Source organism: Gallibacterium genomosp. 1, assembly GCF_001678575.1.
Classification (GTDB): Bacteria; Pseudomonadota; Gammaproteobacteria; order Enterobacterales; family Pasteurellaceae; genus Gallibacterium.
The window spans coordinates 81,093-106,576 of record NZ_JTJP01000026.1 but is presented as its reverse complement, the minus strand read 5'-3'; the positions used below and the strand labels follow the sequence as shown (position 1 = coordinate 106,576).

24 protein-coding genes, 1 tRNA gene and 1 pseudogene are annotated in these 25,484 nt (G+C 35.3%); 3 read left to right on the top strand and 23 right to left on the bottom strand.

Annotated features, from left to right (window positions below):
* Positions 1 to 10: 10 nt before the first annotated feature.
* Positions 11 to 1,768 (top strand): 30S ribosomal protein S12 methylthiotransferase accessory factor YcaO, encoded by a 1,758-nt coding sequence (gene ycaO / locus QV04_RS05965; protein WP_065233308.1) that lies wholly within the window; start codon positions 11 to 13, stop codon positions 1,766 to 1,768.
* Between the two features lie 77 nt (positions 1,769 to 1,845).
* On the opposite strand, the gene yccS is transcribed toward ycaO, so the two are convergent.
* The 4 genes from yccS to QV04_RS05945 form a co-directional block, all read right to left on the bottom strand.
* Entirely contained in the window at positions 1,846 to 4,020 is a 2,175-nt protein-coding gene (gene yccS / locus QV04_RS05960) for a YccS family putative transporter (protein ID WP_065231142.1), read from the bottom strand.
* A gap of 11 nt (positions 4,021 to 4,031) precedes the next feature.
* Positions 4,032 to 4,466: a YccF family protein gene (locus QV04_RS05955; protein WP_039173829.1), complete on the bottom strand. Its 435-nt coding sequence runs from the start codon at positions 4,464 to 4,466 to the stop codon at positions 4,032 to 4,034.
* A 3-nt stretch (positions 4,467 to 4,469) separates the two neighbouring features.
* A complete protein-coding gene (locus tag QV04_RS05950; protein WP_021462214.1) occupies positions 4,470 to 4,928 on the bottom strand; it encodes a methylglyoxal synthase in 459 nt (152 codons plus the stop codon).
* 79 nt (positions 4,929 to 5,007) lie between these two features.
* Entirely contained in the window at positions 5,008 to 5,667 is a 660-nt protein-coding gene (locus QV04_RS05945; protein ID WP_039153491.1) for a curli polymerization inhibitor CsgI-related protein, read from the bottom strand.
* Positions 5,668 to 5,759: 92 nt separating this feature from the next.
* Here QV04_RS05945 and QV04_RS05940 point away from each other — a divergent pair, with 92 nt between their 5' ends.
* Positions 5,760 to 6,032 carry an acylphosphatase gene (locus QV04_RS05940; protein WP_065233307.1) on the top strand — a complete coding sequence of 91 codons (273 nt, stop codon included), beginning with the start codon at positions 5,760 to 5,762 and terminating at the stop codon, positions 6,030 to 6,032.
* On the opposite strand, the gene QV04_RS05935 is transcribed toward QV04_RS05940, so the two are convergent.
* The 6 genes from QV04_RS05935 to QV04_RS05910 form a co-directional block, all read right to left on the bottom strand.
* Positions 6,029 to 6,829, bottom strand: a complete 801-nt coding sequence (locus tag QV04_RS05935) for a metal ABC transporter permease (protein WP_065233323.1) — start codon at positions 6,827 to 6,829, stop codon at positions 6,029 to 6,031. The two genes, QV04_RS05940 and QV04_RS05935, sit on opposite strands and share 4 nt — an antisense overlap.
* A 48-nt stretch (positions 6,830 to 6,877) precedes the next feature.
* Positions 6,878 to 7,729, bottom strand: coding sequence for a metal ABC transporter permease (locus QV04_RS05930; protein WP_039086362.1), 852 nt, complete (start codon positions 7,727 to 7,729; stop codon positions 6,878 to 6,880).
* A 1-nt stretch (position 7,730) separates the two neighbouring features.
* Positions 7,731 to 8,609: an ATP-binding cassette domain-containing protein gene (locus QV04_RS05925; RefSeq protein ID WP_021462219.1), complete on the bottom strand. Its 879-nt coding sequence runs from the start codon at positions 8,607 to 8,609 to the stop codon at positions 7,731 to 7,733.
* On the bottom strand, positions 8,602 to 9,432 hold the full coding sequence (locus QV04_RS05920) for a metal ABC transporter substrate-binding protein (protein ID WP_197494802.1): 831 nt from the start codon (positions 9,430 to 9,432) through the stop codon (positions 8,602 to 8,604). Before QV04_RS05920 ends, QV04_RS05925 begins: the two co-directional genes overlap by 8 nt.
* 124 nt (positions 9,433 to 9,556) lie before the next feature.
* Positions 9,557 to 9,892 carry a TusE/DsrC/DsvC family sulfur relay protein gene (locus QV04_RS05915; protein WP_018345889.1) on the bottom strand — a complete coding sequence of 112 codons (336 nt, stop codon included), beginning with the start codon at positions 9,890 to 9,892 and terminating at the stop codon, positions 9,557 to 9,559.
* 130 nt (positions 9,893 to 10,022) lie between these two features.
* Positions 10,023 to 10,685, bottom strand: a complete 663-nt coding sequence (locus tag QV04_RS05910) for a Bax inhibitor-1 family protein (protein WP_039135304.1) — start codon at positions 10,683 to 10,685, stop codon at positions 10,023 to 10,025.
* A 214-nt stretch (positions 10,686 to 10,899) separates the two neighbouring features.
* Here QV04_RS05910 and QV04_RS05905 point away from each other — a divergent pair.
* Positions 10,900 to 10,989, top strand: a tRNA-Ser gene (locus tag QV04_RS05905).
* A 173-nt stretch (positions 10,990 to 11,162) separates the two neighbouring features.
* Here the strand turns inward: QV04_RS05905 and QV04_RS05900 are convergent.
* The 13 genes and pseudogenes from QV04_RS05900 to QV04_RS05845 form a co-directional block, all read right to left on the bottom strand.
* Entirely contained in the window at positions 11,163 to 12,227 is a 1,065-nt protein-coding gene (locus QV04_RS05900; RefSeq protein ID WP_039135307.1) for a lytic murein transglycosylase, read from the bottom strand.
* A gap of 373 nt (positions 12,228 to 12,600) precedes the next feature.
* Positions 12,601 to 13,749, bottom strand: a complete 1,149-nt coding sequence (locus QV04_RS05895) for a fimbrial protein (protein ID WP_065233322.1) — start codon at positions 13,747 to 13,749, stop codon at positions 12,601 to 12,603.
* Positions 13,750 to 13,760: 11 nt separating this feature from the next.
* Positions 13,761 to 16,271, bottom strand: a complete 2,511-nt coding sequence (locus QV04_RS05890; protein ID WP_231924860.1) for a fimbria/pilus outer membrane usher protein — start codon at positions 16,269 to 16,271, stop codon at positions 13,761 to 13,763.
* A gap of 12 nt (positions 16,272 to 16,283) precedes the next feature.
* Positions 16,284 to 16,997, bottom strand: coding sequence for a molecular chaperone (locus QV04_RS05885; RefSeq protein WP_039095418.1), 714 nt, complete (start codon positions 16,995 to 16,997; stop codon positions 16,284 to 16,286).
* 75 nt (positions 16,998 to 17,072) lie between these two features.
* Positions 17,073 to 17,666, bottom strand: a complete 594-nt coding sequence (locus QV04_RS05880; RefSeq protein ID WP_065233305.1) for a fimbrial protein — start codon at positions 17,664 to 17,666, stop codon at positions 17,073 to 17,075.
* A 328-nt stretch (positions 17,667 to 17,994) separates the two neighbouring features.
* Positions 17,995 to 18,156 (bottom strand): annotated as a pseudogene (locus tag QV04_RS11290) (IS3 family transposase); the annotation flags it as partial.
* 44 nt (positions 18,157 to 18,200) lie between these two features.
* Positions 18,201 to 18,461, bottom strand: coding sequence for a YcgL domain-containing protein (locus QV04_RS05875; protein WP_013745120.1), 261 nt, complete (start codon positions 18,459 to 18,461; stop codon positions 18,201 to 18,203).
* Positions 18,462 to 18,463: 2 nt separating this feature from the next.
* Entirely contained in the window at positions 18,464 to 19,207 is a 744-nt protein-coding gene (gene ubiG, locus QV04_RS05870; protein ID WP_065231137.1) for a bifunctional 2-polyprenyl-6-hydroxyphenol methylase/3-demethylubiquinol 3-O-methyltransferase UbiG, read from the bottom strand.
* 12 nt (positions 19,208 to 19,219) lie between these two features.
* Positions 19,220 to 21,097: an LTA synthase family protein gene (locus tag QV04_RS05865; protein ID WP_065231136.1), complete on the bottom strand. Its 1,878-nt coding sequence runs from the start codon at positions 21,095 to 21,097 to the stop codon at positions 19,220 to 19,222.
* A gap of 10 nt (positions 21,098 to 21,107) precedes the next feature.
* Positions 21,108 to 22,250, bottom strand: coding sequence for a GDSL-type esterase/lipase family protein (locus QV04_RS05860; RefSeq protein WP_065231135.1), 1,143 nt, complete (start codon positions 22,248 to 22,250; stop codon positions 21,108 to 21,110).
* Positions 22,251 to 22,258: 8 nt separating this feature from the next.
* Positions 22,259 to 23,068 carry a glycosyltransferase gene (locus QV04_RS05855; protein ID WP_065231134.1) on the bottom strand — a complete coding sequence of 270 codons (810 nt, stop codon included), beginning with the start codon at positions 23,066 to 23,068 and terminating at the stop codon, positions 22,259 to 22,261.
* Between the two features lie 17 nt (positions 23,069 to 23,085).
* Positions 23,086 to 24,210: a glycosyltransferase gene (locus QV04_RS05850; protein WP_065231133.1), complete on the bottom strand. Its 1,125-nt coding sequence runs from the start codon at positions 24,208 to 24,210 to the stop codon at positions 23,086 to 23,088.
* A complete protein-coding gene (locus tag QV04_RS05845; protein WP_065231132.1) occupies positions 24,200 to 25,462 on the bottom strand; it encodes a hypothetical protein in 1,263 nt (420 codons plus the stop codon). Before QV04_RS05845 ends, QV04_RS05850 begins: the two co-directional genes overlap by 11 nt.
* Positions 25,463 to 25,484: the final 22 nt, after the last annotated feature.

Genomic DNA, 25,484 nt, shown 5'->3' with positions numbered 1-25,484 from the left:
AGGATAATGTATGACAGAACAAACTTTTATTTTAGGCAAAGATGCCGCTTTGGAAGATTCTATTTCCAACTTCCAACAAAAATTAAAAAATCTTGGTTTCAATATTGAAGAAGCCTCTTGGCTTAATCCGGTGCCTAATGTTTGGTCGGTACACATTCGAGATAAAGAATGTCCACAATGCTTTTCCAACGGCAAAGGAGCCAGTAAAAAAGCGGCTCTTGCCTCCGCTCTTGGTGAATATTTTGAACGTCTTTCTACTAACTACTTTTTCTCTGATTACTATTTAGGCAAAAAAATTGCTGATAGCGAATTTGTTCATTATCCGAACGAAAAATGGTTCCCAATTGAAGATCCGGAATTACTACCGAATGGTATTCTTGATAATCAGTTGCTGGATTATTTTGATCCAAATCAGGAACTAACACCGGATCTATTGGTCGATATTCAATCCGGTAATGATGAACGAGGTATTGTTGCATTGCCTTATGTGCGTCAATCCGATCAAAAAACAATCTATATTCCACAAGCAATCATCAATAATCTCTATGTGTCTAACGGAATGTCTGCGGGCAACACACAAAATGAAGCTCGTGTACAAGGGCTATCTGAAGTTTTTGAACGTTTTGTAAAAAACAAAATCATTTCCGAAGCAATCAGCTTGCCACAAATTCCAAAACAAGTATTAGCTCAATATCCATCTGTGCAGGCATCGATTGCTAAATTAGAGGAAGAAGGTTTTCCTATTTACGCATTTGATGCCTCATTAGGTGGACAATATCCGGTTATTTGCGTGGTGTTGCTTAACCCTCATAACAGCACTTGCTTTGCCTCTTTCGGCGCACATCCTAACTTTGAAGTCGCATTGGAGCGTACTGTTACTGAATTATTACAAGGTAGAAGTTTAAAAGATCTTGATGTTTTCTCACCACCATCATTCAATAATGATGATGTTGCCGATCACGCTAACTTAGAAACCCATTTTATTGATTCCAGTGGTTTGATTTCGTGGGATTTATTCAAACAACAAAGCGACTATGAATTTGTTCATTGGGATTTTTCCGGCACAACTGCTGAAGAATATGAAAATCTGATGTCTCTGTTCCACCGTGAAAATAAAGAGGTCTACATTATGGATTATCAACATCTCGGTGTTTACGCTTGTCGTATTATCGTTCCGGGAATGTCTGATATTTATCCGGCTGACGACTTAATTTACGCCAACAACAATATGGGAATGGATTGGCGTGAAATTATATTGGATCTACCTAATTTCAATCACGATCCAGAAACTTATCAGGAACTATTAGCAGAATTGGATGAACAAGCGATTGACGATGCAGTGCGTGTACGAGAATTTATTGGTATCATCGCTCCGAAAAATAGCAGCTGGCAAACATTACGTATTGGCGAATTAAAATCAATGCTTTATCTTGCCTTAGGTGATTTAGAAAACGCATTGGAATGGGCAACTTGGACATACCAAATGAATAGCTCTATTTTTAATGCTGAACAGGCTAACTATTATCGTGCTTTAATTAATAGTCTTGAGTTATTTTTAGATGAAAATCGTGATCCGGCGCAATATCGTGAGGTATTTAATCGGATGTATGGTGAAAAAGCCGTTGATTTTGCTTGGAATGCGATTAATGGCGGCAATCCGTTCTTTTTACTGCCGCCTAGCGATGAAACATTATCTCATTTTAGTGAACATCAAAAATTATTGCAGGCATATGAAAAATTACAAAAAGCTAAAAAAGCATTTTATTAATTAAAATATCAGGTGTGCTTAAGGCACACCTTTTATCAATCAATTTGGCCATATTAACATTCCCTTATTCTATTAAGTTATTGGCATTCCACCTCTTTCCGATAATCTGTAAATAAAGTAGGTAACGTTTTCACAATCGCTTCTAACTGTTTTACTAATGGAAGAAGTGCTGATAACTCACTGTTCACGCTACCTTGTTGTTGTAAATCAGATAATAATTTTGTGACATCCAGCATTGATTGCTCAAATTCCGGCTTACTAAGTTGTGCAAAATCATCCAATATTTCCACAATATGGCGAGAAATAGGATATAAATGAATTAGCATCTGTGTATTTAAATGTGAAACTCCCATTGGACTACGAAATGTTCCCAACGCAGCAATATAACTTAGTAAAGCATAGTTTGATTTTAGTAAATCAAAAGCATTGTTTAAACGTGATTTATCCTTGTAACCTTGATAATTAAGATTAGACACAGCAGTATTTAATGCCGTTGCATTATCATGTGCCTGTCGACGAATAATTCGATACTTCAGATCATTATGATTACCGAATTGCAACTGCACAATAATTGTTAATAAATATCTCGCATTACTCTTCAATGCGTTAATTAACGTATAATTTAAACGTAGATATTTCCAATCCGGCCATAAATAAGAAACAGCTAATCCGGCAATAAAACAACCTATTAAAGTATCAATTGCTCTCGGTAAAGTAGCCGAAGCAATATCAACTCCAATAATATCAAAGCTCATTAATACCTGAATAGTAATAAAGAAAGTGGAAAAACTGTAATTATTGGTACGGAAAAAGAAGAATAAAGTACTAGCAATCACCACAATTCCCAATTTACTTTCCAAACTAGTGGAAAAATAAGGTAATAATGAGCCGACTAATACACCTAAAATCGTGCCAATAATACGCTGTCTAAGTCGTGCTTGAGTAGTCGTATAATTCGGCTGGCACACAAAAACAGCTGTTAATAAAATCCAATATCCGCGCTCAATCGGCACATTATTAGCAATTAGGCAACATACCGTTACCACAATTGTTAAACGCACTGCGTGTCTGAATAGTTGAGATTCAAATGTACATTGATTTTTAATTACCCGAAAAATATTGGCCAATCCAGTAATACGATCCTGATGAATACGCCAATTAACTGTTGTTGTATCAATGTCTTTTGCTCTTGCATCTAAACGAGATAATTGCTGCTCTATTTTATGGAAACTCTCCAATAAAATATTAAGATTACTCAAATGTTCACAATGAGGAAATTGTTGTTGAAAATGTACATAAGACTGTTGCAACTGTTCAAACGCATATCTGAGTTTTTTATGATAAATAAAGTTTTCATTTTTCTGTAGATGTTTCGCAAACGCCTTGCATATTTTAGCTTGTAACTCAATTAAATAACGAATTCTAAAAATCAAATCACTATATTTCATATCTTCCAATAATTTTGGATAATCAAAATAGTTTGAATTAATTCTTTCGTGAATATCTTGCGCAATAAAATAACTATTAATCAATCTTAATGTTGTATTAGACACATAACCGCCGGAGGAGCGATAAAATAATGCACTTCGACAAAGATTAAAAGCCTGAACCACTTTACTGTTTGTCATCACCAATCGAGTTTGATATCGATCCAAATCCAGCTCTCGATTATCTGGATTAAATAACTCTGCTTTCGCCTGTAAATATTCTGCAAGTGATAAATAGGCTTTAGCTAAATTTTCTTGCACGGGTCGCAAAGGGAAAACCAGATAAACCAACATTGTTAAGAAGCTGTATAAAGATGTACCAACTAAAATAAGCAGTGGATTAATAAACCAAATTTGATTCGGATCATAAGCAAGAATAGTATAAAGTGCGACCACTAAACTACCGAACGCAATCGTATTATAACGTTGTCCAATTGCACCTAACATTGTGAATAAAAAAGTTAAAATCGCCATTATTAAAATAAATAAATAATGATCGACAAAGGTAATTTGAATAACTAAAGAAGAAATAGCAAAGGCGATTAATGTATAAAAAAGATTTTTTAATCTGCCACTTAAACGATTATCTAAATCAACCAAGCCACCGGCAATTGTCCCCAATATCAAAGGCATACTGACTGAAGCAATATTAAAATACCAAACAATTATTGAAACAATATTCACTGCTAAAAAAATAGGAATAATGGCAATAACCTTGCTATTTAACCAATTTGTATTTATTTTTTTTATTATTTGATGAATCATAATTCTATTTTTTAATCAAAAAATTTATTTTGTTTTAAAAAATTCGCATACTCTTTATCCACCACCCGTTGTCCAACCGGAAAGAGTGAAATACGAACCAATTTAAAATGCATAATGCCGGTCGGTATGCCGATAATAGTTAAACATTGAGTTACACCGACAATAATATGCATTATTGCCAACCACCAACCAAACAGAATAAACCAAATAATATTTAATACCGAACCTAGTCCATTCATTATCGGATGTTGCGGTTCAATCTGATTAATATGCACAATATCGTGACCAAAAGGGACTAGTGATAATTTAAAAATTTCCCAACAACTGCGCGTATAAGGTAATGTAACAATTAACATTGCACTAAAAAAAGAGGCGATTAGCCATCCTAATGAAGTGGCAAAACCGCCCAATATAAAATTTAAAAGATTAAAAATAAAATTCCACATATATTATTTCAAGCGCTCCGTTAAATAACCTTGATAATCAGGAATTTGAATTTCTGTTTCTTGCGTGAAGAATGGTGATGAAATTAAAAAATTAGCTGAAGCTTTGGTAATTGCGGTTGGAATATTCCAAACAGTAGCAATACGCATCAATGCTTTTACATCTGGATCGTGTGGTGCGGCATTCATCGGATCCCAGAAAAAAATTAAAACGTCTATTTTCCCTTCGGCAATTAATGAACCTATCTGTTGATCTCCTCCCATCGGTCCACTCAATAGACTATGAATATTAAGCCCCGTTTCTTTTTGAATAAGATGGCCTGTCGTTCCAGTAGCCACTAAATGATGTTGTGATAATTGTTGCTGATGAGTTTTACACCACAAAATCAAATCCTGTTTACAATGGTCGTGTGCAACCAAAGCTACTGTTTTCTGCTGCGCCAATTTTCTAGTTGTTTGTTGCATAAATGACTCCTTTTTATAAAAATAAAGCGGACAAACTGCCCGCTTATTTTACCTTAAATCAATAACTAACCCTATAGGATTATTTTCCTTGTGCCCATTTTAAGAAACGAGCTTGAGTTTCTTTATCTGCCTGTTGATACCAATATTGCAACATTTGTTCTGCAACATTTTCACCTTGAACAGTAATTTTCGCTTTAGTCGCTTTTGCGCCTGCTGCAGTCGGAATCGCTGCCGGCATACTGACTGAAACTAAATTAGGTACAGCTGCCACACCTTGGGAGGCATTGTATTCTGCTAAGTCTTCCGCAATACGGGTATCAGGAAAAATACCGGTTTGTTTAAGAATATCTTGTTTGCTTACCACAGTTTGATCTGCACTGGTTTTTACTACAATTTTTGGATCTTTAGCAAACATATTTGCGTTACGCATATTATCTAAACGCGGTGCGCTAATCACTAAATCCTGATTGCCTGCTTGGAAAGTTACAATAATAGGATCAGATTCAAATAGCGTTTTATCTGAACCGTTATCAACTACTTCAGATACACGAACAACAACTTGGTGCTTGTTGTTATCATTAATATTAAAACTGTTTTGAGATTTTGTAAGAGAGGATTTTGCTTTTTCACCATCAATGGCAAGAAGAGAAATGTTTGGTGTTACGGTTACAGTTGCTGCCAAACTGCTCATTGAAACAGTTGCGGCGACACAGGCCAATGCAAAACGTGATAATTTCATGTACACTCCTAGTAAAAGTTAAAGCCGGTTTAAGAGGTTATTATCTTATGCCATTTCTTTTCAAAAGAACATAAAAATTTGGAGGGTTTCGTATGAAAACACAACAATTTATCGTTTATGGTCGTGTCCAATGTGTTGGTTTTCGTTATTTTACTTACCGCGAAGCGCAACGTTTAGGTATTTTCGGTTGGGTTAAAAATCAAAATGACGGCAGCGTTGCCGTGTTGGCACAAGGCACGGAACAACAACTTGCTGCCTTTCAACAGTGGCTACAAAAAGGTCCGAAAACTGCCAAAGTTACCCATTTAGAGTGTTTTCCAATGACAGAACAGGAATCTTTAGAAATATTCCGTATTTTGCACTAATTAACGCTCACTTTGCTTAATTGGCGATCTTTCCATTTATTAATCATCACCGCAAAGATAAAAAGTATAGCTTGGGTCAATACAATCGTTGCGCCAGTTGCACTATCAAGATGATAACTGATGATAATTCCGCCAATATTGGATAATAATGCGCTTCCTATCGCAATCAATAACATTGTAGAAAAACGTTTACTTAACAGATATGCAGTGATTCCCGGTGAAATTAGCATTGCTACTACCAAAATCACGCCAACGATCTGCATTGCCAGCACGATTGACAAAGATAATAACGACAACAAACCATAATGCAAAAAAGTAGTATTTAATCCCATCACTTTTGCCTGCACAGGATCAAAACAATAAAGCAACAAATCACGCCATTTACTATAAATCAGTACTAAAATCGCCGCACCCACTGCCAACATTTGCCACATCTGTTGGCGATCAATGCCCAAAATATCACCAAATAAAATATGAGTAAGATGTTGATTAGTCTGTACCTGACCGAACAAAACCAAGCCGAAAGCAAACATTCCAGAAAACACAATGCCCATAATGGTGTCTTCTTTCAAACGTGCGTGATTTTTCAAAAAACCGATACTACTAGCACAACCAATTCCAGCTAGAAAAGCGCCTAACGTCAATGGTAAATTAAAGATAAAAGCCAACACAATACCTGGCAAAACTGCATGTGAAATAGCATCTCCCATCAATGCCCAACCTTTTAATACCAAATAACAAGACAATACTGCACAGATTGTCGCAATCATTAAAGCAGTTATCAATGAAACCTGCATAAAGGGATATGAAATTGATTCAATTAACCAAGCCAATATTGTGATCTCCTAATGTTTCCGGCTAACGTGATAATAACGTTGCGTAAAAAAGCCGTATTTCGGCGAAAAAGCAAAAGCCAACAAAAACAGTAATGTTTGCAGAGTAACAATAATGCCACCGGTTGCTCCGTTCAGATAAAAACTTAAATAAGCCCCCAAACCACTAGTGAAAAAGCCGAAAGCAACCGCAATTTTCAGCAAAATTTTAAATTTATAGGTTAAGAGATAAGCTGTCGCTCCCGGCGTCACCACCATTGCGATTACTAAGATCGCACCAACGGTTTGCAAAGCTGCAACTATGCAAGCACTCAACAAAGTAAAAAACAGTACTTTTAATGCTATTGGGTTTAATCCACTCGCCTTCGCTTGAATTTCATCAAAAAAGACAAGTAATAAATCTTTCCAAAACAGCAATAACAAAATAAAACTGACCGTCAGAATTATCACAACTTGCCATACATCACTGTCAGCAATACCCAAAATATTACCAAGAATAATACTTTCTACATCCACCGAAGTAGGATTTAATGAAATCACAAATAACCCCAAAGCCAAAAAGGTGGTAAAAATAAAGCCGATAATGGCATCTTCACGCAATGGGGTAATCGCCTTTATCCATAAAATCGCCACTGCTGCCAAAATACCGGAAAAAAACGCACCAATCGCATACGGTAATGACAACGCATAAGCAATCGCCACGCCAGGCACTACCGAATGCGACAAAGCATCTCCGATCAATGACCAACCTTTTAACATTAAATAAGCAGATAAAAAGGCACATACGCTGCCAATCGCCGCACTAACCCAAATCGCTTTAAACATATAATCATATTGAAACGGCTGTATCAGCAGATCCCACATATTATTTTCCTTTTTTACGATTGAATAATGTTGCCGGCGGCTCATTTTTTGTTTTACCATAAAACACCGCTGCCTTTTCATCATCTGTTAACACAGTCACCGCTCGTTCATCACCGTCTTCGTGTAAATGTTCGCTGTGCAACTTGATATATCGCAACACACCACTGAACACTTTTTCCAGATTTTCCTGCGTAAAAGTGGTTGCCGTCGCACCACTGGCAATAACAGTTCGATTAATCATTACCACCTGATCACAATAATCCGGCACGCTACCTAAATTATGTGTTGACACCAAAATTAAACGCCCCTCCTTGCGTAACTGCTGTAACAGATTAATAATAGCTACTTCTGTTTGCACATCTACACCAGTAAAAGGCTCATCCAACAAAATAATCTGGCTTTGCTGAGCTAATGCTCTCGCTAGGAACACCCGTTTTTTCTGACCACCAGAAAGCTCTCCAATTTGGCGATTTTTTAAATGGGTAATATCCATTCTTGCCATCGCCTGTTCAACTGCGACTTTATCTGTTGCTTTTGCCATCCGCAAAAAATTCATATGTGCATAACGCCCTTGCATCACCACATCGTAAACAGAAATCGGGAATTGCCAATCCACCTCTTCACTTTGTGGCACATAGGCGACAAGATGTTGCTTCAGTGCTTGTTTAACACTTTTATCACATAATCTAATCTGCCCTTGTTGTGGTGTAATTAACCCCATAATGCTTTTAAACAGTGTTGATTTTCCACTGCCGTTTACCCCAATTAAGGCACAAATGGTACCACCTTCAAGATGAAAAGACATCTGTTGAATCGACGTATGTCCGTTGTTATAACGTACACTAATATTATCAACTACCAAAGAAGCTAAATCAGTCATTCTGTTTAAATCCTTTTGTTATTGTATTAACTGTGACTGTCAATAAATCAAGAAACGTCGGCACCGCACCATCCGGCTGCGAAAGTGAGTCAACATAAAGTACCCCACCATAATTCGCACCAGTTTCTTTCGCAATCTGTTTTGCTGGCTTATCGGAAATGGTGCTTTCACTAAAAATCACCGGCAATCGATGTTTACGCATCTGTTCGATAACGTGACGAATTTGCTGCGGAGAGCCTTGTTGTTCAGCATTAATCGGCCACAAATATAATTCAGAAAAGCCATAATCTTTCGCTAAATAACTAAATGCGCCTTCACTGGTGACTAACCAACGTTTTTCTGTAGGAATAAAAGCCAACTGCCGTTGAAATTGCTTATCTAATTCAATCAGTTTTTGTCGATAAACCGCTGCATTATGGTTGTAATTATCTTGATGTTGCGGATCATATTTCACCAATGCTTGACGAATATTCTCCACATAAATCATTGCATTTTTCGGCGACATCCAAGCGTGCGGATTGGCAAAGCCTTGATAAGGCCCTTCGTAAATGGATAACGGCTCAACGCCCTCACTGACAATCACGCTCGGCACATTAGGCAAATTATTGAAAAAACGCTCAAACCACTGTTCCAAATGCAAACCGTTCCATAAAATCAACTGCGCATCCTGTGCTTTAACAATATCTTTTGGTGTCGGCTGATAATTATGAATATCTGCACCCGGCTTAGTAATCGACTCCACAATAGCACTGTCACCGGCAACATTTTGTGCAATATCCCGAATAATAGTAAATGAAGTAATCACTTTAAACGGTTTCGCCATTGCTAGTGGTGCAATCAACAAAAAAATCAATAATAATGCTTTTCTTAACACCTCATTTCTCCTTATCTTCAGATTAACTTTTACTATCCTACCACAATATTTTCTATTTGAGAATAATTCTCAACTACAAACATTTCGCTGGCTTAGGCAAACCTGCTAATTTTGTTGCCTGTTTTGCCGGCCCATCAGGAAATAAACGCTGTAAATAACGGCTATTCCCTTTGTCTTCTCCCAATTTCTGCGCCATTGCTTTAACTAACATCCGGATAGCTGGCGAAGTTTTATATTCTTGATAAAAATCACGCACAAAATGGATCACTTCCCAATGAGCTTCAGTCAATGTCAATGCTTCACGCTCTGCCAATATTTCAGCCAAAGCGGGAGTCCAATCCTCACTATTTAATAAATAACCCTGTGCATCCAATTCAATTTTTTTACCGTTAAAATCTAACTGTGCCATAATATTCCTCTGTTTTTTAGTTATTGTACAAAATTCTATGTTCAATAATGGATTAAATTACCTATCGTTACAATTTACAAGCCATAAAAAAACCGCATCGATTGATGCGGTTTCTGTTACTCACTTAATATTAATCACGATCAGCGGATAAGATATTGAGCAAGCTGACAAAAATGTTATAAAGCGAAACATAAATGCTGACTGTTGCGCGAATATAATTGGTTTCTCCACCGTGAATAATATTACTGGTTTCCAATAAAATAGCGCCACTTGAGAACACAATAAATAAGGCACTAATCGCTAAATGCAATGCCGGAAGATTAAAAATCAAACCAGCAATCATACCAACAACTAACACAATAAAAAGCGAAAACATCATACCGGAAAGGAACGACATATCTTTTTTCGTTGTTAAAACATATGCTGAACAAGCAAAAAAGACCAATGCTGTACCACCTAATGCAGTAACAACAAGATCACCTAATCCTTGGCTGACATAAATATTTAAAATCGGCCCTAAGGTATACCCTAAAAATCCGGTAAAAGCGAATGTAACTAAAATACCTAAACCGCTGTTGGCGAATTTATAAGTTAAAAATAACAAACCATAAAATCCGACCAACATCACAATTAACCCCGGATATGGCAAATTAAACGCCATTGATAAATAAGCGGTTAACGCGGAAAACGCAATTGTTAACGCCAATAAAAAATATGTGTTACGCAATACACGATTGGTACTCAACACTGAAGAAGCGCTTTCTCGGGTATCAATAACAATTTTTTGTTGCATAAAGTTCAGTCTCCTTAACTATCCAAAAATAACCTGATAACGGTAATAATTTCAACATTAAAAGTCAATCAAAATAGGTGTAAGAAAAGCATAAAGTGTAAAAAAAGCACATAAAGCTCAAAAAGCGTGCTATCAAACCTATTTTTACAAATTTTTATTTACTCGCTCTCTGAACTATACTATATTTCACATCGCTGAAAACAAGCTATCCTGCGGAGGAATGGTCGAGTGGTTGAAGGCACCGGTCTTGAAAACCGGCGAGGATTTACGTCCTCCAAGAGTTCGAATCTCTTTTCCTCCGCCATCCTTTTCATATTATCTCAGATAATCCTTAATATTCTCCTTTTTATTATTAAACTTTATTCAAAGTTTCCGTTGTCTATTCTTCTTTCTTGAACAAGATAAAACCATAAACAAGACTAAATTTCATAAAAAACTCCGCTAGAAACGGAGTTTAGATACAAACAGTTGTTAACATCACAACATCACTCGTTGTGCTATTGCATCGGCAAACTTACCGATACTAATAGCAAAGTAATAAGATTTATTCCAGTCCATAATGGTTTTAAAATTCTGAGATACTAAAAATGCCCGTCCTGCCAAGCCGTTTGGCAACACTAACCAAACCGGATCGGATTGAAGCTTCGCCAATGCCTGTTGTGAAAATCGATCCTGTGGCACAACAACGCCTCGTTTTAACCAATCACTTACAGATTTGGCTTTATGCTTTTCCACTCCACTTAATGAAGGATCAATCCTAGTAGAAAGCTGAACTTCAACGCCCCACGGCAATTTATCATTCCAACCAACAGTAGCTAAATAATTAGCGATAGAGGCAAACGCATCATAATAATTTGTCCAAATATCAGCGATACCATCACCATCACCGTCTTTGGCATAACTTAAATATGAACTTGGCATAAATTGCGTTTGTCCCATTGCGCCTGCCCACGATCCTTTCATCTGTTCACGCTCAATATGACCTCGATCAATAATTTCCAACGCTTTAATAAATTCCGGTGCAAACAGTGATTCTCGTCTGCCTTCAAATGCTAATGTTGCCAATACAGACAGTACATCAAAATTGCCTTGATAACGTCCGAAACTGCTTTCCATTCCCCACAATGCCACCAAATATTGTGGTTGCACCCCGAAACGGTGACTGGCTGTCATTATTTCTTGATTCTGTTCGCTGAAATAACGCACTGCCAACGCAATTTTATTCATTGTCAGCACTTTATTAAGATAATTGGTCACACCGTTTGGATTAGGTTGATTAGGTTTAGCTGTACGCTTACGCCCTGCCTGCTGTTGATCCAATTCAATAGAACGTTCAACAAAACGGATATTTTGTTGAGAATATGCCACATTGGCATCAACGCCCTGTTTTACTGCCTGTTGGCGCAGATAATCGACATATTGATCAAAGTTAGCAACAGAGCGTGGCTGGGAATAATTAACATCGGATGGCGTTTTATTAGTGGAACTGCCACAACCTACCAATGCTAAGGTGAGAACGGTGAGTACTGCTTTTTTGAACATTTTGCTTGATTATATTGTTAGAAAATTGGGGTGTTATTGTAATGCATTATGGTGAGGATGTTAATGTTTTGGTTTTGTATTGAGGCTTAGATTTCGCCCTAAAGAGCGACCCCATTTTACTGCGGCTGCGCCTTGCACTTCGTGCCGTTGCTAAAGCAACGTTCAACCCGTAGGGTTGTCTTTGCTTGCCCAAAGAGAATGGGGAAAGCACTCTGAGCGCTTGCTTTTCCTCATTCTGGTCAGATTTTCTGGATGGTAAAAAAACAGATTTTTAAATATTTGACTGTTTTTAGTCATAAAAAATCTGCACCTCTGTGTGTTGGATAATCAGTCCAACTTTAGGGTGCAGATCAAAAGTGGGAATAGTTTTTTATCAATCGTAATAAATATTGTAAGTCATCTTGGCTGATATTGTTCCACCTTTTGGTGTTTTATTTGGTAATTTACGATAATAAACCTCATAACGATGCTTAGGCTTTTGATTAATAGTTAATGCCTCCTGATTAAATGAGTAAAAACCTGCCGCTTGATTTCCTGTTGGCTTATTAAAAAAATCACCGTTTGCTATTAAAGGTTGTCTATAAGTTAAATACTGTTTAGTCACTGAATCTTTTACACTTAATACAGTGTATGTATTAGCGGTTTCAGGTGAATGTAATCGTCCAATTGCCCCAACAGACGGTAGCGTGCCTGTATTTTCTGGAAAAAGAGCATCAGTAAAGAGAATATAAGCATTTTTTACACTTCCTCCGAGGCAATTAAGCCCAATATCAAAAGTGTTACCTAGCACTTCGTCATTCTCATTAAGTTCTTTTACAGTCACATCTTTTAGTTTAACCGGTTGGTTATTATTTTCCAGTGTGCAGGTTCGGGCAAAACTAAAGGTTGCCTCATTCGCGGAGATAATTTTTATTATAGAGAATGAGTTATATTTATAACCCCTATTATCATTAGCTTGATAATCCGCTACGGTATTACCTGATGTCATTTTATCCACACATAACATCGTAATGATTGCCAAAGGCGTGTTTGCCGGAATAGAAATATTCGCTGGCGTTGTATTATAGAGAAAAGTATCTTTTAGCTTTAGTCTTAAATCAAATGTCAATGGTTGTCCTCGGTTAACAATGGCAAATTGATATGAGCTTGCATCACTAATTGTTACTAGACGATTATTTACTTCCAGTAATCTTCTTTCAAAATACTGACTATTTTTTTCTTGTGTATCAATATATTTAATTTCTAGCCAAAATTGATCCGGTGGATTCGTTACACCCTTGCGTGTTCTACAGTAGTCTCCCGCCATTATTTCACCTATATTCCAACTATAAACCACCTCATTATAACCAACACGAGTATAATTAACGCTAAAACGTTTTCCTTGGATGCGGGTTTCGTCTGTTATTTCTTTTGGTGTTCTAAACTCTTCCCCTTCAAACATATAGGCAAAAGAAAATGATGGTTTAAACAAAATCACCAAAGCCATCATCGATATAAACCAATGAATTATTTTCCCTTTCATTTTTCCCCCTTTTAATAAAATTGGCATTGTATTGGTACGATAAGTAATTTACCGTCTTCTTGTTCTGGTAACTGATAATTCGCTCGGCAACGATGCTCATCCCAGCTGAAATGAAGCTCACCTTTTTCAGCAATACCTCTGGTATAAATTTTGCCACCTTGTGCAACAACACCAATAGATTTCTCATTTTGATCAAATACTTCTGTTCCTAATGGTGGCAATTGTTCTTTGTTTTCGATTTCAAAGAACACGGCTGAGCCTGCTGTGGTTGCAAAATTAATTAAAAGTGCTTGGTTAGCACGAGGAATAACTTGTTGCTCGGTAGCAGCTAATTCAACAGAACTCGGCAAATTATTGCCATCTAAACCTATATAATTGATAGTATATGGTTCAACATATGGCACGATACCATTACCAAAATAATCAATTTCATTACCTATTGCGCTATTAATCAACGCACCTTTTGCACCTTTGGCGTGAATAATCGCAAAGTTGTCACCTAAATCATTGGATAATGTAATGCCTTTTGGATGAGCTACAACAGCTCCAGAAGCACCAACAGACATTTGTTGATTACCTTTATTACTACGACTCCATGAACCATTAAGACGGGCAAAAGAACTAGAATAGGTGTTACTAAAAGCAATTGAACTAACATCACTTTGTTGTTGCTTACTGACAGAGAGAGTATAGGTATAACGCTGTTGTTCACCCAATGTACCAGATAATGACGTATAGGCAGAATAGCCATCCTTAACGCTATGGCTAATATCTTGTGAAAGATAAGAGCCATTAGCGTTATCACCTAATGGTAATGATAGAGAAAGATAAATTCGTTTATCATTGTTGCCATCATTATTAATTGATTGAGAAAATGACAGACTATAATTTAATTTCTTGTAATTATTGCTATAGCCAATTTGGTATTCATTGCGTTTTTGCTTAGTTCCCCAATAGGTAAACGTACTTCCAGTAATATAAGCCCCACCCCATCCGTCTTTAAATGTTTGACTTACAGATACCTGAAATTGATTTTTTGGGCGATAGCTATTCAATGATAAATTCAGTCCGTTTTCGTAAGCAAAATTCCGTCCATTTGCTAAAATGACATCTTGTAAACTGAAGTAATCGCGTGATAAATAACGATATGCAGCTAAAGTAACGTTTGTATTTGTTGGTTCGATATGCGTGTTATAACTAAAATAAAGATTGTATCCCTTAAATTTTTGATCAAGATTATGAAAAGTTGCATTAGAGAGCGTTGCATTTGCCGCAAATGCTCCAATCGGTGTATTAAAAGAAAGACCTAACAGCTCAGAATGGTAATCTTTAGACAGGATCGCCCCAAGATTCAATGTTAAATTATTAGTTAAACCATACTGCCAAGTGGCTTGTGCAACATTTGTATCAAAAACAACATTACCATAACGATAACGTCCAGCAGCAATTTGATAACGACTATAGCCTGGACGAATTAATTGTGCTGCCGCCGTATAAGGAACAGTAAAAGTGCGTTTTTCTCCATTTGCTTCTAAAATTTCTACTTGAATATCGCCACCATACCCTGTTGGAAAGAGATCATCAATTGAAAACGCACCGGGAGGAACAGACACTTCTCGCAATAAATTGCCATTTTGCCGTATGCTGACAACAGCATTGCTATTCGCAACGCCACGAATAACGGGAGCATAACCGCGTTCAGAACTAGCCAACATTCTATCATCAGATGCTAACTTTATTCCACGCAGTGATAAACTATCCATCAAAACGCCATTAGTATATAAATCACCGATAGTTAATTGCCCACGAAGTGCGGCAACATCGTGTTGTAAGTAAGTAGCGATCCGTTGGTAATGAGAATCTTGTTGCGGACTCCAACTCATAGACCCACGATGACGTAATGCCCAGCCAAACAAGTTTATACCTGACTCAATGCCTAGATAGCTTTGATAAAAATTTTGATCACTGTATTGGTAGCGATAATGGCTAGCGTTGTAACGCAAAAATGCTACAGGAATACCATCTTGCCATTGTGCAGGTGAGATATAACCTTTTGGACGTTGCACAACTAGAGCCTGTGCAATATCTACATCTAATCGCAATTGTCCAGTATCAAAATTTACTTTTGCCTCTGGTACTTGTGGTGCAAATAAGCGACATTGCTTAACTTGATGAGTTTTACCTGAAAACGCAGCAGACTTTAAATCTAATAATGTTAGCAACGTTGGTGTAGCACAAAGTCCGATAGATTTTTGATCAGAAAGCTCCACAAATTGTAAAGTAATACGTCCACGTAATTCATTATTTACATAAACATCAGCAAGATATTCACCAGCAGGAATGGGATTCCCATAACTGAACCGTTTAATATCAATATTTTTTTGAGCTTCACTGCCGTATAAAAAATCAGAATCAAATTCAACGTAGTCACTAGCATAACTATTGATGCAACAACTACTAAATAGCACCAATGATATATAGCTACGTCTAAATTTTGTTAAGGGTAAGAAAATATTTCGCATAATCATCAGGCATTAATATTGTAATGGGCTGCTCCCAAGCGAATCACTACCATAGTCATTAAGAATATCCCATTGTACAGTAGTATTTTTTCCTGAAGGAACTTTGTTCAATTCAAAAACAGCTTTAGAAAACGGTGCAATCATATTAGCTCGTGAGGTTTTAGCCATATTTTTCCCTTGACCAACACCCGCACCGACATAGGTAATGTAATATGGCGTTGGATTATCCACTTGTAATTGTTTACCTTTTAATTGCCATTTTACTTTGGCGTAAGCTTCTGATGGTGAAAGAGGAAGATTCGCAGGACGGTAAAATAGCTTAATACGACTGCGTAAGGCAATTTGTAAATAATTTTTGCTCTTATCTTTTGGCGACGGTGGAATATCTAACACATTTAAATAAAAAAGTGATTCCCGATCTGAGGGCAATGATTCCCCTGTATAAATTAAACGCAATGTTTGACCTTTATTCCCATCAACACGAGAAATAGGCGGTGTAATCACAAAGGGCGTTTGAATTTTTTCTGGTGGTGTATTAGCATCACCATCATCAATCCAAGCTTGCACTAATGAAGGTGAGTCGCCTACATTGGTTAATTGAACACTCACATTTTTGGCATCAGATGGATAAATTACCCGCGTGCCTGTAATAACAATATTTGCTGTCGAGGAAGAAGCCCAGAAAGCAGCCAATATAAAAATCGTAGCAAATCTTTTTTTTAACATAAACATCCTCCAACAAATACAAAGATGATAAAAAATCGGGCAGAATATCTGCCCGTAAAAGAACTAGAACATAGATTATTCGTATGCGATCATATAATCAACTTGACCTTTAACATTACCAGCAGTAACACTATTAGTTTCTGCATAATAACGTGCTTTATATCGTAAAGTCGCAGACCCATTTGGTGAATCGCCCTCTATTGCTACAGTTTTAGAGCCTTGTGCAGTAGCTGATTGAGAAATCTTAATTACTGTGTTATCGGAAGCATTGTTAGCAATTTCAATAGTCACGCCAGAGGCTGGAGTATCAGTGGCTTTATTAAGCAAACGCCCATCTTTACTCACTTTTTGAGGATCATTAATAAAGGCAGCATAAATTTTTTCGCTAGAAGAAAATGCTCCGTCTCCTGTTTTACTACAATTTGTTAGTTTTATATCAAATGGAGTATCCATTGCAGTATCACCTGCGTTAGGCAATGCAGATTTAGAAATTGTAGCTAAGGTAACAGTAATATCAGGAGTGCCTTCATTAATTGTACAAGTAGTATCCACAATTTTACCCTTGATAGTAATAGTGCCTTTTTGTGCTGGTGGGTTATCTGCAAACGCACCTTGTGCCGATAAGCCTAAACCAGCGGTAATTAAAGTTGTTAAAAGTAATTTTTTCATTTTTTCAAATACTCCTTCAGGATTAAGTTAATTTACGTAGGAGTATATATAAGTTTTTAGGGGGGGGGAGGGCAAGTAAATTTTACTAAAGAAATGTAAATTTACACGTAAGGATAGAAATATTTAAAAACACCTTTCAAATAAACTCAATATAATCAATATGTTAGCTTGTATAAACAGAAAATTTAATATCACTACTCCATTTTGGCGTAAACAATATAAATAAAGAAAAAAGCAAAAGAGTTGAATGCTCTGATCCCGAAAAGTTTGGCTATTGTTTTAAGGACTGAATTCTATATTGAACAGGACTCAGTCCATTTAATGTTAATTAAATTCTGTTTTCATTGTAATAACGAACATATTCTTTGATAACCAATTCCAGTTCTTCAATGCTTTCGAAGGTGTTGTTATAAAAACATTTCACCTTCATCCGACCAAAGAAACTTTCCATAGCAGCATTATCTAAACAATTTTCTTTCCTCGACATATTCAGCACAATATTGTGCTGAGTGGGTTGTGTTGCGGAAGAATTAACTAATTTTTAAGTGTTTTCAAGAGATTTTCTACCGGCGGAGGCATCTGTAAGTAGAATCCATTTTGCTCAATCTGCTCTTTAACATTTTGATTATCTGTATGAATTAATTTCTTTTTTCCGTCTAAATTGAACAACATCACAAATTGAGGTGTCCCAAAAGCGTTTAATAATGACTCAGGTACTGATGAAAAATCATCTCTTTTTTCAATATAAAGATACATTCCATCTTTTCTGCGACTTTTATAAATAGCACACAACATTGTTATACCTCATTCTGACTATGGCAAAATACTCCCCAATAATTGGCGCTGACATCATCATTAAGCCAAAAATTACCGGTAAGCAGGTTATAGTGATATCCTTTCAATTGCTGACAAGCTAATCCAACTTGGTCGCAATAAGCCAATAATTCCGCTGGTTTAATAAATTTTTCATAATCGTGCGTGCCTTTTGGCAACATTTTCAAAATGTATTCTGCACCAATCACCACTAATGCCCAAGCTTTTAACGTACGATTAATGGTAGACATAAACAATACGCCATCAGGTTTTAATAACTCCCGACAACTACGAATAATTGAGAGCGGATCAGGAACGTGTTCCAACATCTCCATACAAGTAATTACATCAAATTTTTCTGCTTGAAGTTGTTGATGTTGCTGTAAAAAATCTTCAATTGTAGATTGCTGATAATCGATTATTAAATTATTGTCTTGTGCGTGTTGTTTGGCAACGGCAAGTGGCTGTGGGCTCATATCAATACCGGTTACGTTTGCGCCGGATTTTGCCATACTTTCAGATAAAATACCGCCACCACAACCAACATCCAGCACTTTTTTCCCATTCAACCCATTGCTGTGTTGCAAAATATAATTCAAACGCAAAGGGTTTAATTGATGAATTGGTTTAAAATCACCATTGAAATCCCACCAAGTCGCCGCCATTTTGGAAAATTTATCCAATTCTTGCTGATCTATATTTTTATTTTCCGAATTTAGCTGTTGCATATTTATCTCCCTTTACTTAGCCCACTGGTTATTATCCAACATCATATCCGCTAAAGTAACTCTTTGTTTGAATTTTAATATTTGCTGTCTTAATTCATCATTATCATTACTTATAGACAACTGCTTCTGTTCTAAAAAAGTAGCTGTTCCGGCAGGACTGATCATACCAATAATTTGTCCGTTACTGACAAATAATGTCGGTGCAGTTGTTTTTGGATGTAATAAAGATTGTCCGAAAGTAGATATCGGCGTATCAATACCCAATAAATCCAACATTGTTGGAAATAAATCATATTGTGAAGCAAATTGAGATTCTCTTTTTGCCGGTAAACTGCCATCCGGTGAATAAACAATCAAAGGAATATGAAACTGCTCTTTTAAATTTTCTGAAGGTAATGAATTTAATGTATGATCCGCAGTAAAAATAAAAATAGTATTTTGATACCAAGGCTGTTTTTCGGCTGCTTTCATAAATTGTTCCAATGACCAATCAGAATAACGAAGAGTATTTAAAAAACCATTTTCATTAGATTGATCATGCGGATAAATATGAAACTCTTCACCAGCATCAGCAAAAGGTTCGTGTGTAGATCCAGTAAATAAAAAAGCAAAAAAAGGTTTACTTTCTGGTGTTTCATTTAATTTATTTAATAAAAATTGTAGGCTATCATAATCCCAGCCGAAATGTGGTGGTTCCTGTGGATATTTTTTTATAATAGGAACATCTTCCTTGCCATAATATTCTTGGAATCCAAGAACATTAGCAATACTGTTTACATTGAAAGATCTACGGTTGGATGTCTGCATCATAATAGTGCGATACTGATGATCGTTTAATATTTTACCAATCCTACTTATCTTATTTAACTCTAATCCAAAACCCAATACCGGATGATTATTTAATGCTGGTACAGACGATAGAACTGCTTGAATACCAATAATACTCCTTTTCCCTGCAGCATAATAATTATCCCAAACTATTGATTTTTCAATTAATGAATCGATAAAAGGTGTAACATTATAATTACGATGTGCCAAACCATCAATATATTTATAACTCCAACTTTCCAGTAAAATAAAAACTATATTTTTATAATTTTCTTTCTCATTTGATTGGAATAAAAACACATCATCTCTAAAAGAGATTTGATCTTTTTCTTTATCCGTTAATAAATTTATTGGTCCTAATTTTTCTTGCTTACGGAACTGCTTCCACACAACAAATGGACTATTTAAAACTAGATTAGCTTGTGAAGCTGATATTGTATTCTCGAAAGCATCCGCATAACTAATTGGTCTACCTTGAATAATCATTCCTCGTGCTAGCCAAAAACAAAAAATAAGAAAAGAAGTTCCCAATAAAATGCGAGAAAATATAGAACTCGAATTCAAATTTACACTATTTTTTAATGGATAAATAATAAAAGCAATATAACTTAATATTATCATCCCTAATATAATAAATCCTGAAATGGTGTATAGTAAACGTGATTTAAAAGCAACATCAAAAAGAAAACCTATATCTTTATTAACTAAAAAAATTTCTCTACCCAAATGACGATACACTTCACCAAAATAAGCCAAATCTATCAAAGAAATGATAGAAAAAACAATAAAAACAATTAGTGAAAAATAAGATAAAACCTTTTGAAATCTTAAAGAACCAATTATAGAAAAAGGTAATATGCTAATTAATAAAATAGGAGACAAGAAAATAACACTAATATTAAGATCAAATCTAATTCCATACAAAAAAGATTGTAATAGCTCTTTTATACTAATCTGATCAAGAAAATAATCTGGATATAATCCAATAAATAATAATCGAAAAAATAAAAATAAAAAAATTGAAAAAATAAGTAATTTTACTGGTAGCTTTAATTGCTGCATCTATTAAGTCCTAATTAAATAATACTGTTTGCAATAAGGTGGCTAATTTTTTATATCCAATAGGATTAAAATGCAATCCATCAGAAGTGAATGCTAAGTCTAATTGATGATATTGATCCTGCAAAACACTGTTCACATCAACCAATGTAATATTTTTATCAGAAAAATAATCTCTCAATTGCTGATTAAAATCATCAATCATCTTACTGTTAACTTCTCGTTTAAAAGCAACATAACTTACTTCCATTAAATAGATTCGACTTTCTGCATTAATTTTTCTCAAATATTGCACTGTTTGATCCAACCAATAAAGCGTATCTTCTGCGTGCCAACCAACACGAAACATTTCATTAATACCTAAAAATATTAAGGTATCTTTTCCTAACCCTTTTATTAATTGCTTCTGTAAAATTAGTTCAACATATTGTTGAGTGGTAATGCCGCCGATGCCTAAATTGTTCACTTCAATATTATTTAACTGTTCAATTTGCCAATAATCCCAAAGAGAATGCCCTACCAATGTAATATCAGAAATACGATTAAAATCTTTAGATTTTTCTCTTATTCTACGTTGAACATTTAATAAAGAAGTTTGATTTTTTATTCTTAATTGCAAAATTGCTTTTACCCATTCATATTCAAAGCTATCTTCAATAAATAATGATCCTTCTTTATCCATCATATAAGTTTGAATATTCGCCAATTTATTTAACGTATTAAATGGTAATCGATACAAATAAATTGAATGATTTTCCTGTTTTTTCGGATCAATAGAATATAAATAATCTGTTTCCTGTTGTTCGAATAATTGACAACATTGCACGATCTGTTCGATTGTGCGTAGAGGCGTTTCAGGCATTAAAATTACAGCATAATCATTCTGTTTTGCCATTGGATCTAATTGTTGCCAAATAGTCAATAATGCCTGTACTGAACAAATCGTTTTTTCTACTTGGAAAACATCGATAGGATAAGTTTTTAAGGCATCTTTATATCGTTGTTTATCAGTAATAACAATAATTCGTTCAAAACATTTTGCTGCCAATGCTGATTCTATGCTATAACCGGCAACCAATTTACCTTCCAGCATCAACACATTTTTATTAATTAAATTTTCTGATGAAAATACCGGAATTAATACCACTTTTTTCATTTTTATTCCTAAATTTTTCTTAAAAATTTATAAACTTTCCCTAATAGTTTTCCCGGTAAAATTCGGGTAAATGCACGCACAAAAAATACTACTAATGCGCCGATTGGATTCTGTATACCTAATTTCATTTTTAATTTGGCTAATTTCCATTCACTCTTAAAATATTGCATACCACGACGGCGATTATACATATTTTGCCCTGCTCGCATTTTAATTAAAATATCAGGCAAATTATGTGCAATATAACCGGCACTTAAAAAACGTAACCATAAATTATAATCTTCTAAAAAGAGATGATGCTGATAACCACCTACTGCTTGAATTGCTGATTTTTTATATGCCAATGCCATATGGTTGAACGGGCTGCGCACCGGCGCCATTTTTTTGATATCTGCATCTTCAACCGGCACACGGCGAATTGAAGTAACTCCAGGATTAGCCTCATCAAATTCCTCGATTTGTCCACCAACCATAGACACCTCCGGATGGGCTTCGATATAAGCAACCTGTTTCGCAAAACGATCTTGAACACACAGATCATCAGTATCCATCCGGAATACCCATTCATTGCTGCACTCTATCAATCCAGCATTTAGCGCTTTACCTAAACCTACATTCTCTGGTAGCGGCACAATCTTAAGCGGTAATTTCTGTTGCCATTCATCAACACAATCTTGCAACTGCTGCGGTATCTGCCCATCAAACACTAAAACAATTTCACTCGCCGGAACAGTTTGTACCGCTAAACTAGCAAAACATTGAGACAAATATTCCGCTTTTTCTTTATAATACAAAGACATCAAAACTGAAAACTTCATTAAAAACTCCTTCACACTCAGTGTGAACGTTGTAAAACTTGCTGATATACATCCATTAATTGTTGTATATGATGTTCAATAGAAAACCCTTTTTCCGACATAATATGAGCATAGTCCTCACGCTTCTGATTCTGTTGCATCACACTAATTGCATCAATCCATTGATCAATATTTGCTATTGAATAAAACTGAACTAAATCGGTAATAGCCACTTCGTTTGTAACTCGATCACTGATCAAATTAGGTAGTCCGTTACATTGTGCTTCCAACACGGAAAGTGGAAACCCTTCAAAAAAAGAGGGTAATAAAAAAAGGTCAAATATATTTAATAATTGCGGTACATCCTGACGAAAACCTAAAAAGACAACTTTATCTTGTAATTTATGCTTTTGCACCCATTGCTTGCACTCATTTTCTCCAGCACCGACACCAATTAAAAACAATTTATAATTTTCCGTTCTTTTCGCTAATATTGAAATTAAATTTAATAAAAAATGATGATTTTTAACAGGTTCAAAATTACCAATATGCCCTAAAACAATAGTATTATCAGATAAATTAAATTGATTACGTAATAATGCTCTAATATCTGCTTTAAAAACAAATTTATTACAATCAATCGCATTATAAATAATTTTATAATACTGATTTTTAAATAAAAATTCTCCTGCTACCCGACTGCACGCAATTCGATCTGTCACTAATGGTTTTGTTAGTGAATAAAATAAACGATTAATTAAGGCTTTAATCTTACTACCCGAAGGCTGACTGCTGTGTGAATGCAAAATACGTCCTATATGTTTCTGTTTTGCACAATAAAAATGCATAAAAGATAAATAAGGATTATGTGCGTGGACTAAATTAAAATGATATTGTTGATAAAGCTGCTTGGTTGCTTTCCATAATTTTCCGGTAATTAAATTTTTAATTGAAAATGATGGTAGATGATGAAAAATAACACTTGGATTAATTGCTAAAATTTGATTTTCAAATTCAAAAAATCGTTTTGGCGAATAATAGCTAATATGTAAAACATAATTTTCTTGTGGAAAATTTTGTGCAACTGTTTTTAAATAACTACCTACTCCACCGTGTACTGCAATACCACAAAAATATAAAATATGTATTTTATTATCCTGCATTTTTCTCTGTTCCACTCGCTAATTCAGCAATATAAAAATAACCAAATAAAGCAATAAAACTCACCATCCCTTTAATCAATAAAATTAAATAAAGACTCAATAAAGCAAAATAAAGCATTGCTCTTGATGGTGTAATTGCCATTATTTTTGCACATAAATAGGAATGCACGGAAATATTTATGACTACTCCAATAATTCCAGCAGAAAAAATAATTCTCAAATAGCCAACATCCGTTCCCATATAATAGAGTCCATCAATGCTATTTTGTGCTAAATAAAATCCATCACCAACCAACCAAGTTGTCAATGTTGTCGGTAGAATTTGATACATTTCCAATAAAATATCTGTTGATTCTGTTTCTAGTCCTTGCCCGGAAAATAGATTAATAAAAAGTTCTGCTGCAAAGTAGAATAATTTAGAATGCATTAAATCAATTCCAAGTAAATTATTTAATACAGCATAAAGGAACAGTAATAACAATAGTAACACGCCCGGAATTAATAAGAAGCAAAGTAACGCCAATCGATAATAGTTAATAAAATAACGCTGAAAACAGAAAATCACTGCACCAATAACAATACCAACAAGCACTGTTCTCGCTAACAATAAACCGACTAAACTGATAAACGCAAATAAAATCAAATCACGAATAAATAAAATACTATTTCTCTGTCTTGATAAACGGAAACTCAACAAAATTAAAGTGAAGGCATAAATAATTCCCGCTCCAAAAAATTGTGTTCCAAAGCCAATAAATCGATTTCCTTGCTCCAATGAAGCAATGATTAACCCCCGACCTTCACTATATTTAATCAGAAACAGTAATAATTGTTGCATAAAAGGCAACATATTGACGCCAAGTGTCAATATTGACTGAATTACAACTGCAGTAATCCAGATAGAAGTTAATTTCTGGTAATCAACACGTTGATAAATCCAAGTAGCAAAACAATAGAGAAAATAAGCAGCGAACAGATAAACAATAGGCGTTAATCCATTTTGGATTAAATAAGCAACTTCAAACCCACTAGGATTTAATAATTTTGCCGGCAATAATGAAAAGGCGAAAGGCAAAAATAAGAAAGCTAGTGGCAGTATATTCACTGCGATACGCTCTCGGTTAATATAATTTTGGAATACTAAATAAATACCAATTACACCCATCGTAAATGATGGGTGTAATGGAATAAAATTATATTTGATATTAAATAACCAAGTGAGAAATAACCAATAAAATATAACTTTTCTCATTATTTTCCTCACTTAGTTATAC

Excerpts from the sequence above, each read along its gene's own strand:
- QV04_RS05885 (WP_039095418.1), bottom strand. The coding sequence starts at position 16,997 with ATGTTAAAAAAAAGATTTGCTACGATTTTTATATTGGCTGCTTTCTGG.
- QV04_RS05940 (WP_065233307.1), top strand. The coding sequence starts at position 5,760 with ATGAAAACACAACAATTTATCGTTTATGGTCGTGTCCAATGTGTTGGT.
- QV04_RS05865 (WP_065231136.1), bottom strand. The coding sequence starts at position 21,097 with ATGCAGCAATTAAAGCTACCAGTAAAATTACTTATTTTTTCAATTTTT.
- QV04_RS05845 (WP_065231132.1), bottom strand. The coding sequence starts at position 25,462 with ATGAGAAAAGTTATATTTTATTGGTTATTTCTCACTTGGTTATTTAAT.
- ycaO (WP_065233308.1), top strand. The coding sequence starts at position 11 with ATGACAGAACAAACTTTTATTTTAGGCAAAGATGCCGCTTTGGAAGAT.
- QV04_RS05945 (WP_039153491.1), bottom strand. The coding sequence starts at position 5,667 with ATGAAATTATCACGTTTTGCATTGGCCTGTGTCGCCGCAACTGTTTCA.
- yccS (WP_065231142.1), bottom strand. The coding sequence starts at position 4,020 with ATGATTCATCAAATAATAAAAAAAATAAATACAAATTGGTTAAATAGC.
- QV04_RS05935 (WP_065233323.1), bottom strand. The coding sequence starts at position 6,829 with ATGCAGGTTTCATTGATAACTGCTTTAATGATTGCGACAATCTGTGCA.
- QV04_RS05950 (WP_021462214.1), bottom strand. The coding sequence starts at position 4,928 with ATGCAACAAACAACTAGAAAATTGGCGCAGCAGAAAACAGTAGCTTTG.
- ubiG (WP_065231137.1), bottom strand. The coding sequence starts at position 19,207 with ATGCAACAGCTAAATTCGGAAAATAAAAATATAGATCAGCAAGAATTG.
- QV04_RS05880 (WP_065233305.1), bottom strand. The coding sequence starts at position 17,666 with ATGAAAAAATTACTTTTAACAACTTTAATTACCGCTGGTTTAGGCTTA.
- QV04_RS05890 (WP_231924860.1), bottom strand. The coding sequence starts at position 16,271 with ATGCGAAATATTTTCTTACCCTTAACAAAATTTAGACGTAGCTATATA.
- QV04_RS05930 (WP_039086362.1), bottom strand. The coding sequence starts at position 7,729 with ATGTGGGATCTGCTGATACAGCCGTTTCAATATGATTATATGTTTAAA.
- QV04_RS05860 (WP_065231135.1), bottom strand. The coding sequence starts at position 22,250 with ATGAAAAAAGTGGTATTAATTCCGGTATTTTCATCAGAAAATTTAATT.
- QV04_RS05875 (WP_013745120.1), bottom strand. The coding sequence starts at position 18,461 with ATGTTGTGTGCTATTTATAAAAGTCGCAGAAAAGATGGAATGTATCTT.
- QV04_RS05900 (WP_039135307.1), bottom strand. The coding sequence starts at position 12,227 with ATGTTCAAAAAAGCAGTACTCACCGTTCTCACCTTAGCATTGGTAGGT.
- QV04_RS05925 (WP_021462219.1), bottom strand. The coding sequence starts at position 8,609 with ATGACTGATTTAGCTTCTTTGGTAGTTGATAATATTAGTGTACGTTAT.
- QV04_RS05855 (WP_065231134.1), bottom strand. The coding sequence starts at position 23,068 with ATGAAGTTTTCAGTTTTGATGTCTTTGTATTATAAAGAAAAAGCGGAA.
- QV04_RS05955 (WP_039173829.1), bottom strand. The coding sequence starts at position 4,466 with ATGTGGAATTTTATTTTTAATCTTTTAAATTTTATATTGGGCGGTTTT.
- QV04_RS05850 (WP_065231133.1), bottom strand. The coding sequence starts at position 24,210 with ATGCAGGATAATAAAATACATATTTTATATTTTTGTGGTATTGCAGTA.
- QV04_RS05910 (WP_039135304.1), bottom strand. The coding sequence starts at position 10,685 with ATGCAACAAAAAATTGTTATTGATACCCGAGAAAGCGCTTCTTCAGTG.
- QV04_RS05895 (WP_065233322.1), bottom strand. The coding sequence starts at position 13,749 with ATGAAAGGGAAAATAATTCATTGGTTTATATCGATGATGGCTTTGGTG.
- QV04_RS05915 (WP_018345889.1), bottom strand. The coding sequence starts at position 9,892 with ATGGCACAGTTAGATTTTAACGGTAAAAAAATTGAATTGGATGCACAG.
- QV04_RS05920 (WP_197494802.1), bottom strand. The coding sequence starts at position 9,432 with ATGGCGAAACCGTTTAAAGTGATTACTTCATTTACTATTATTCGGGAT.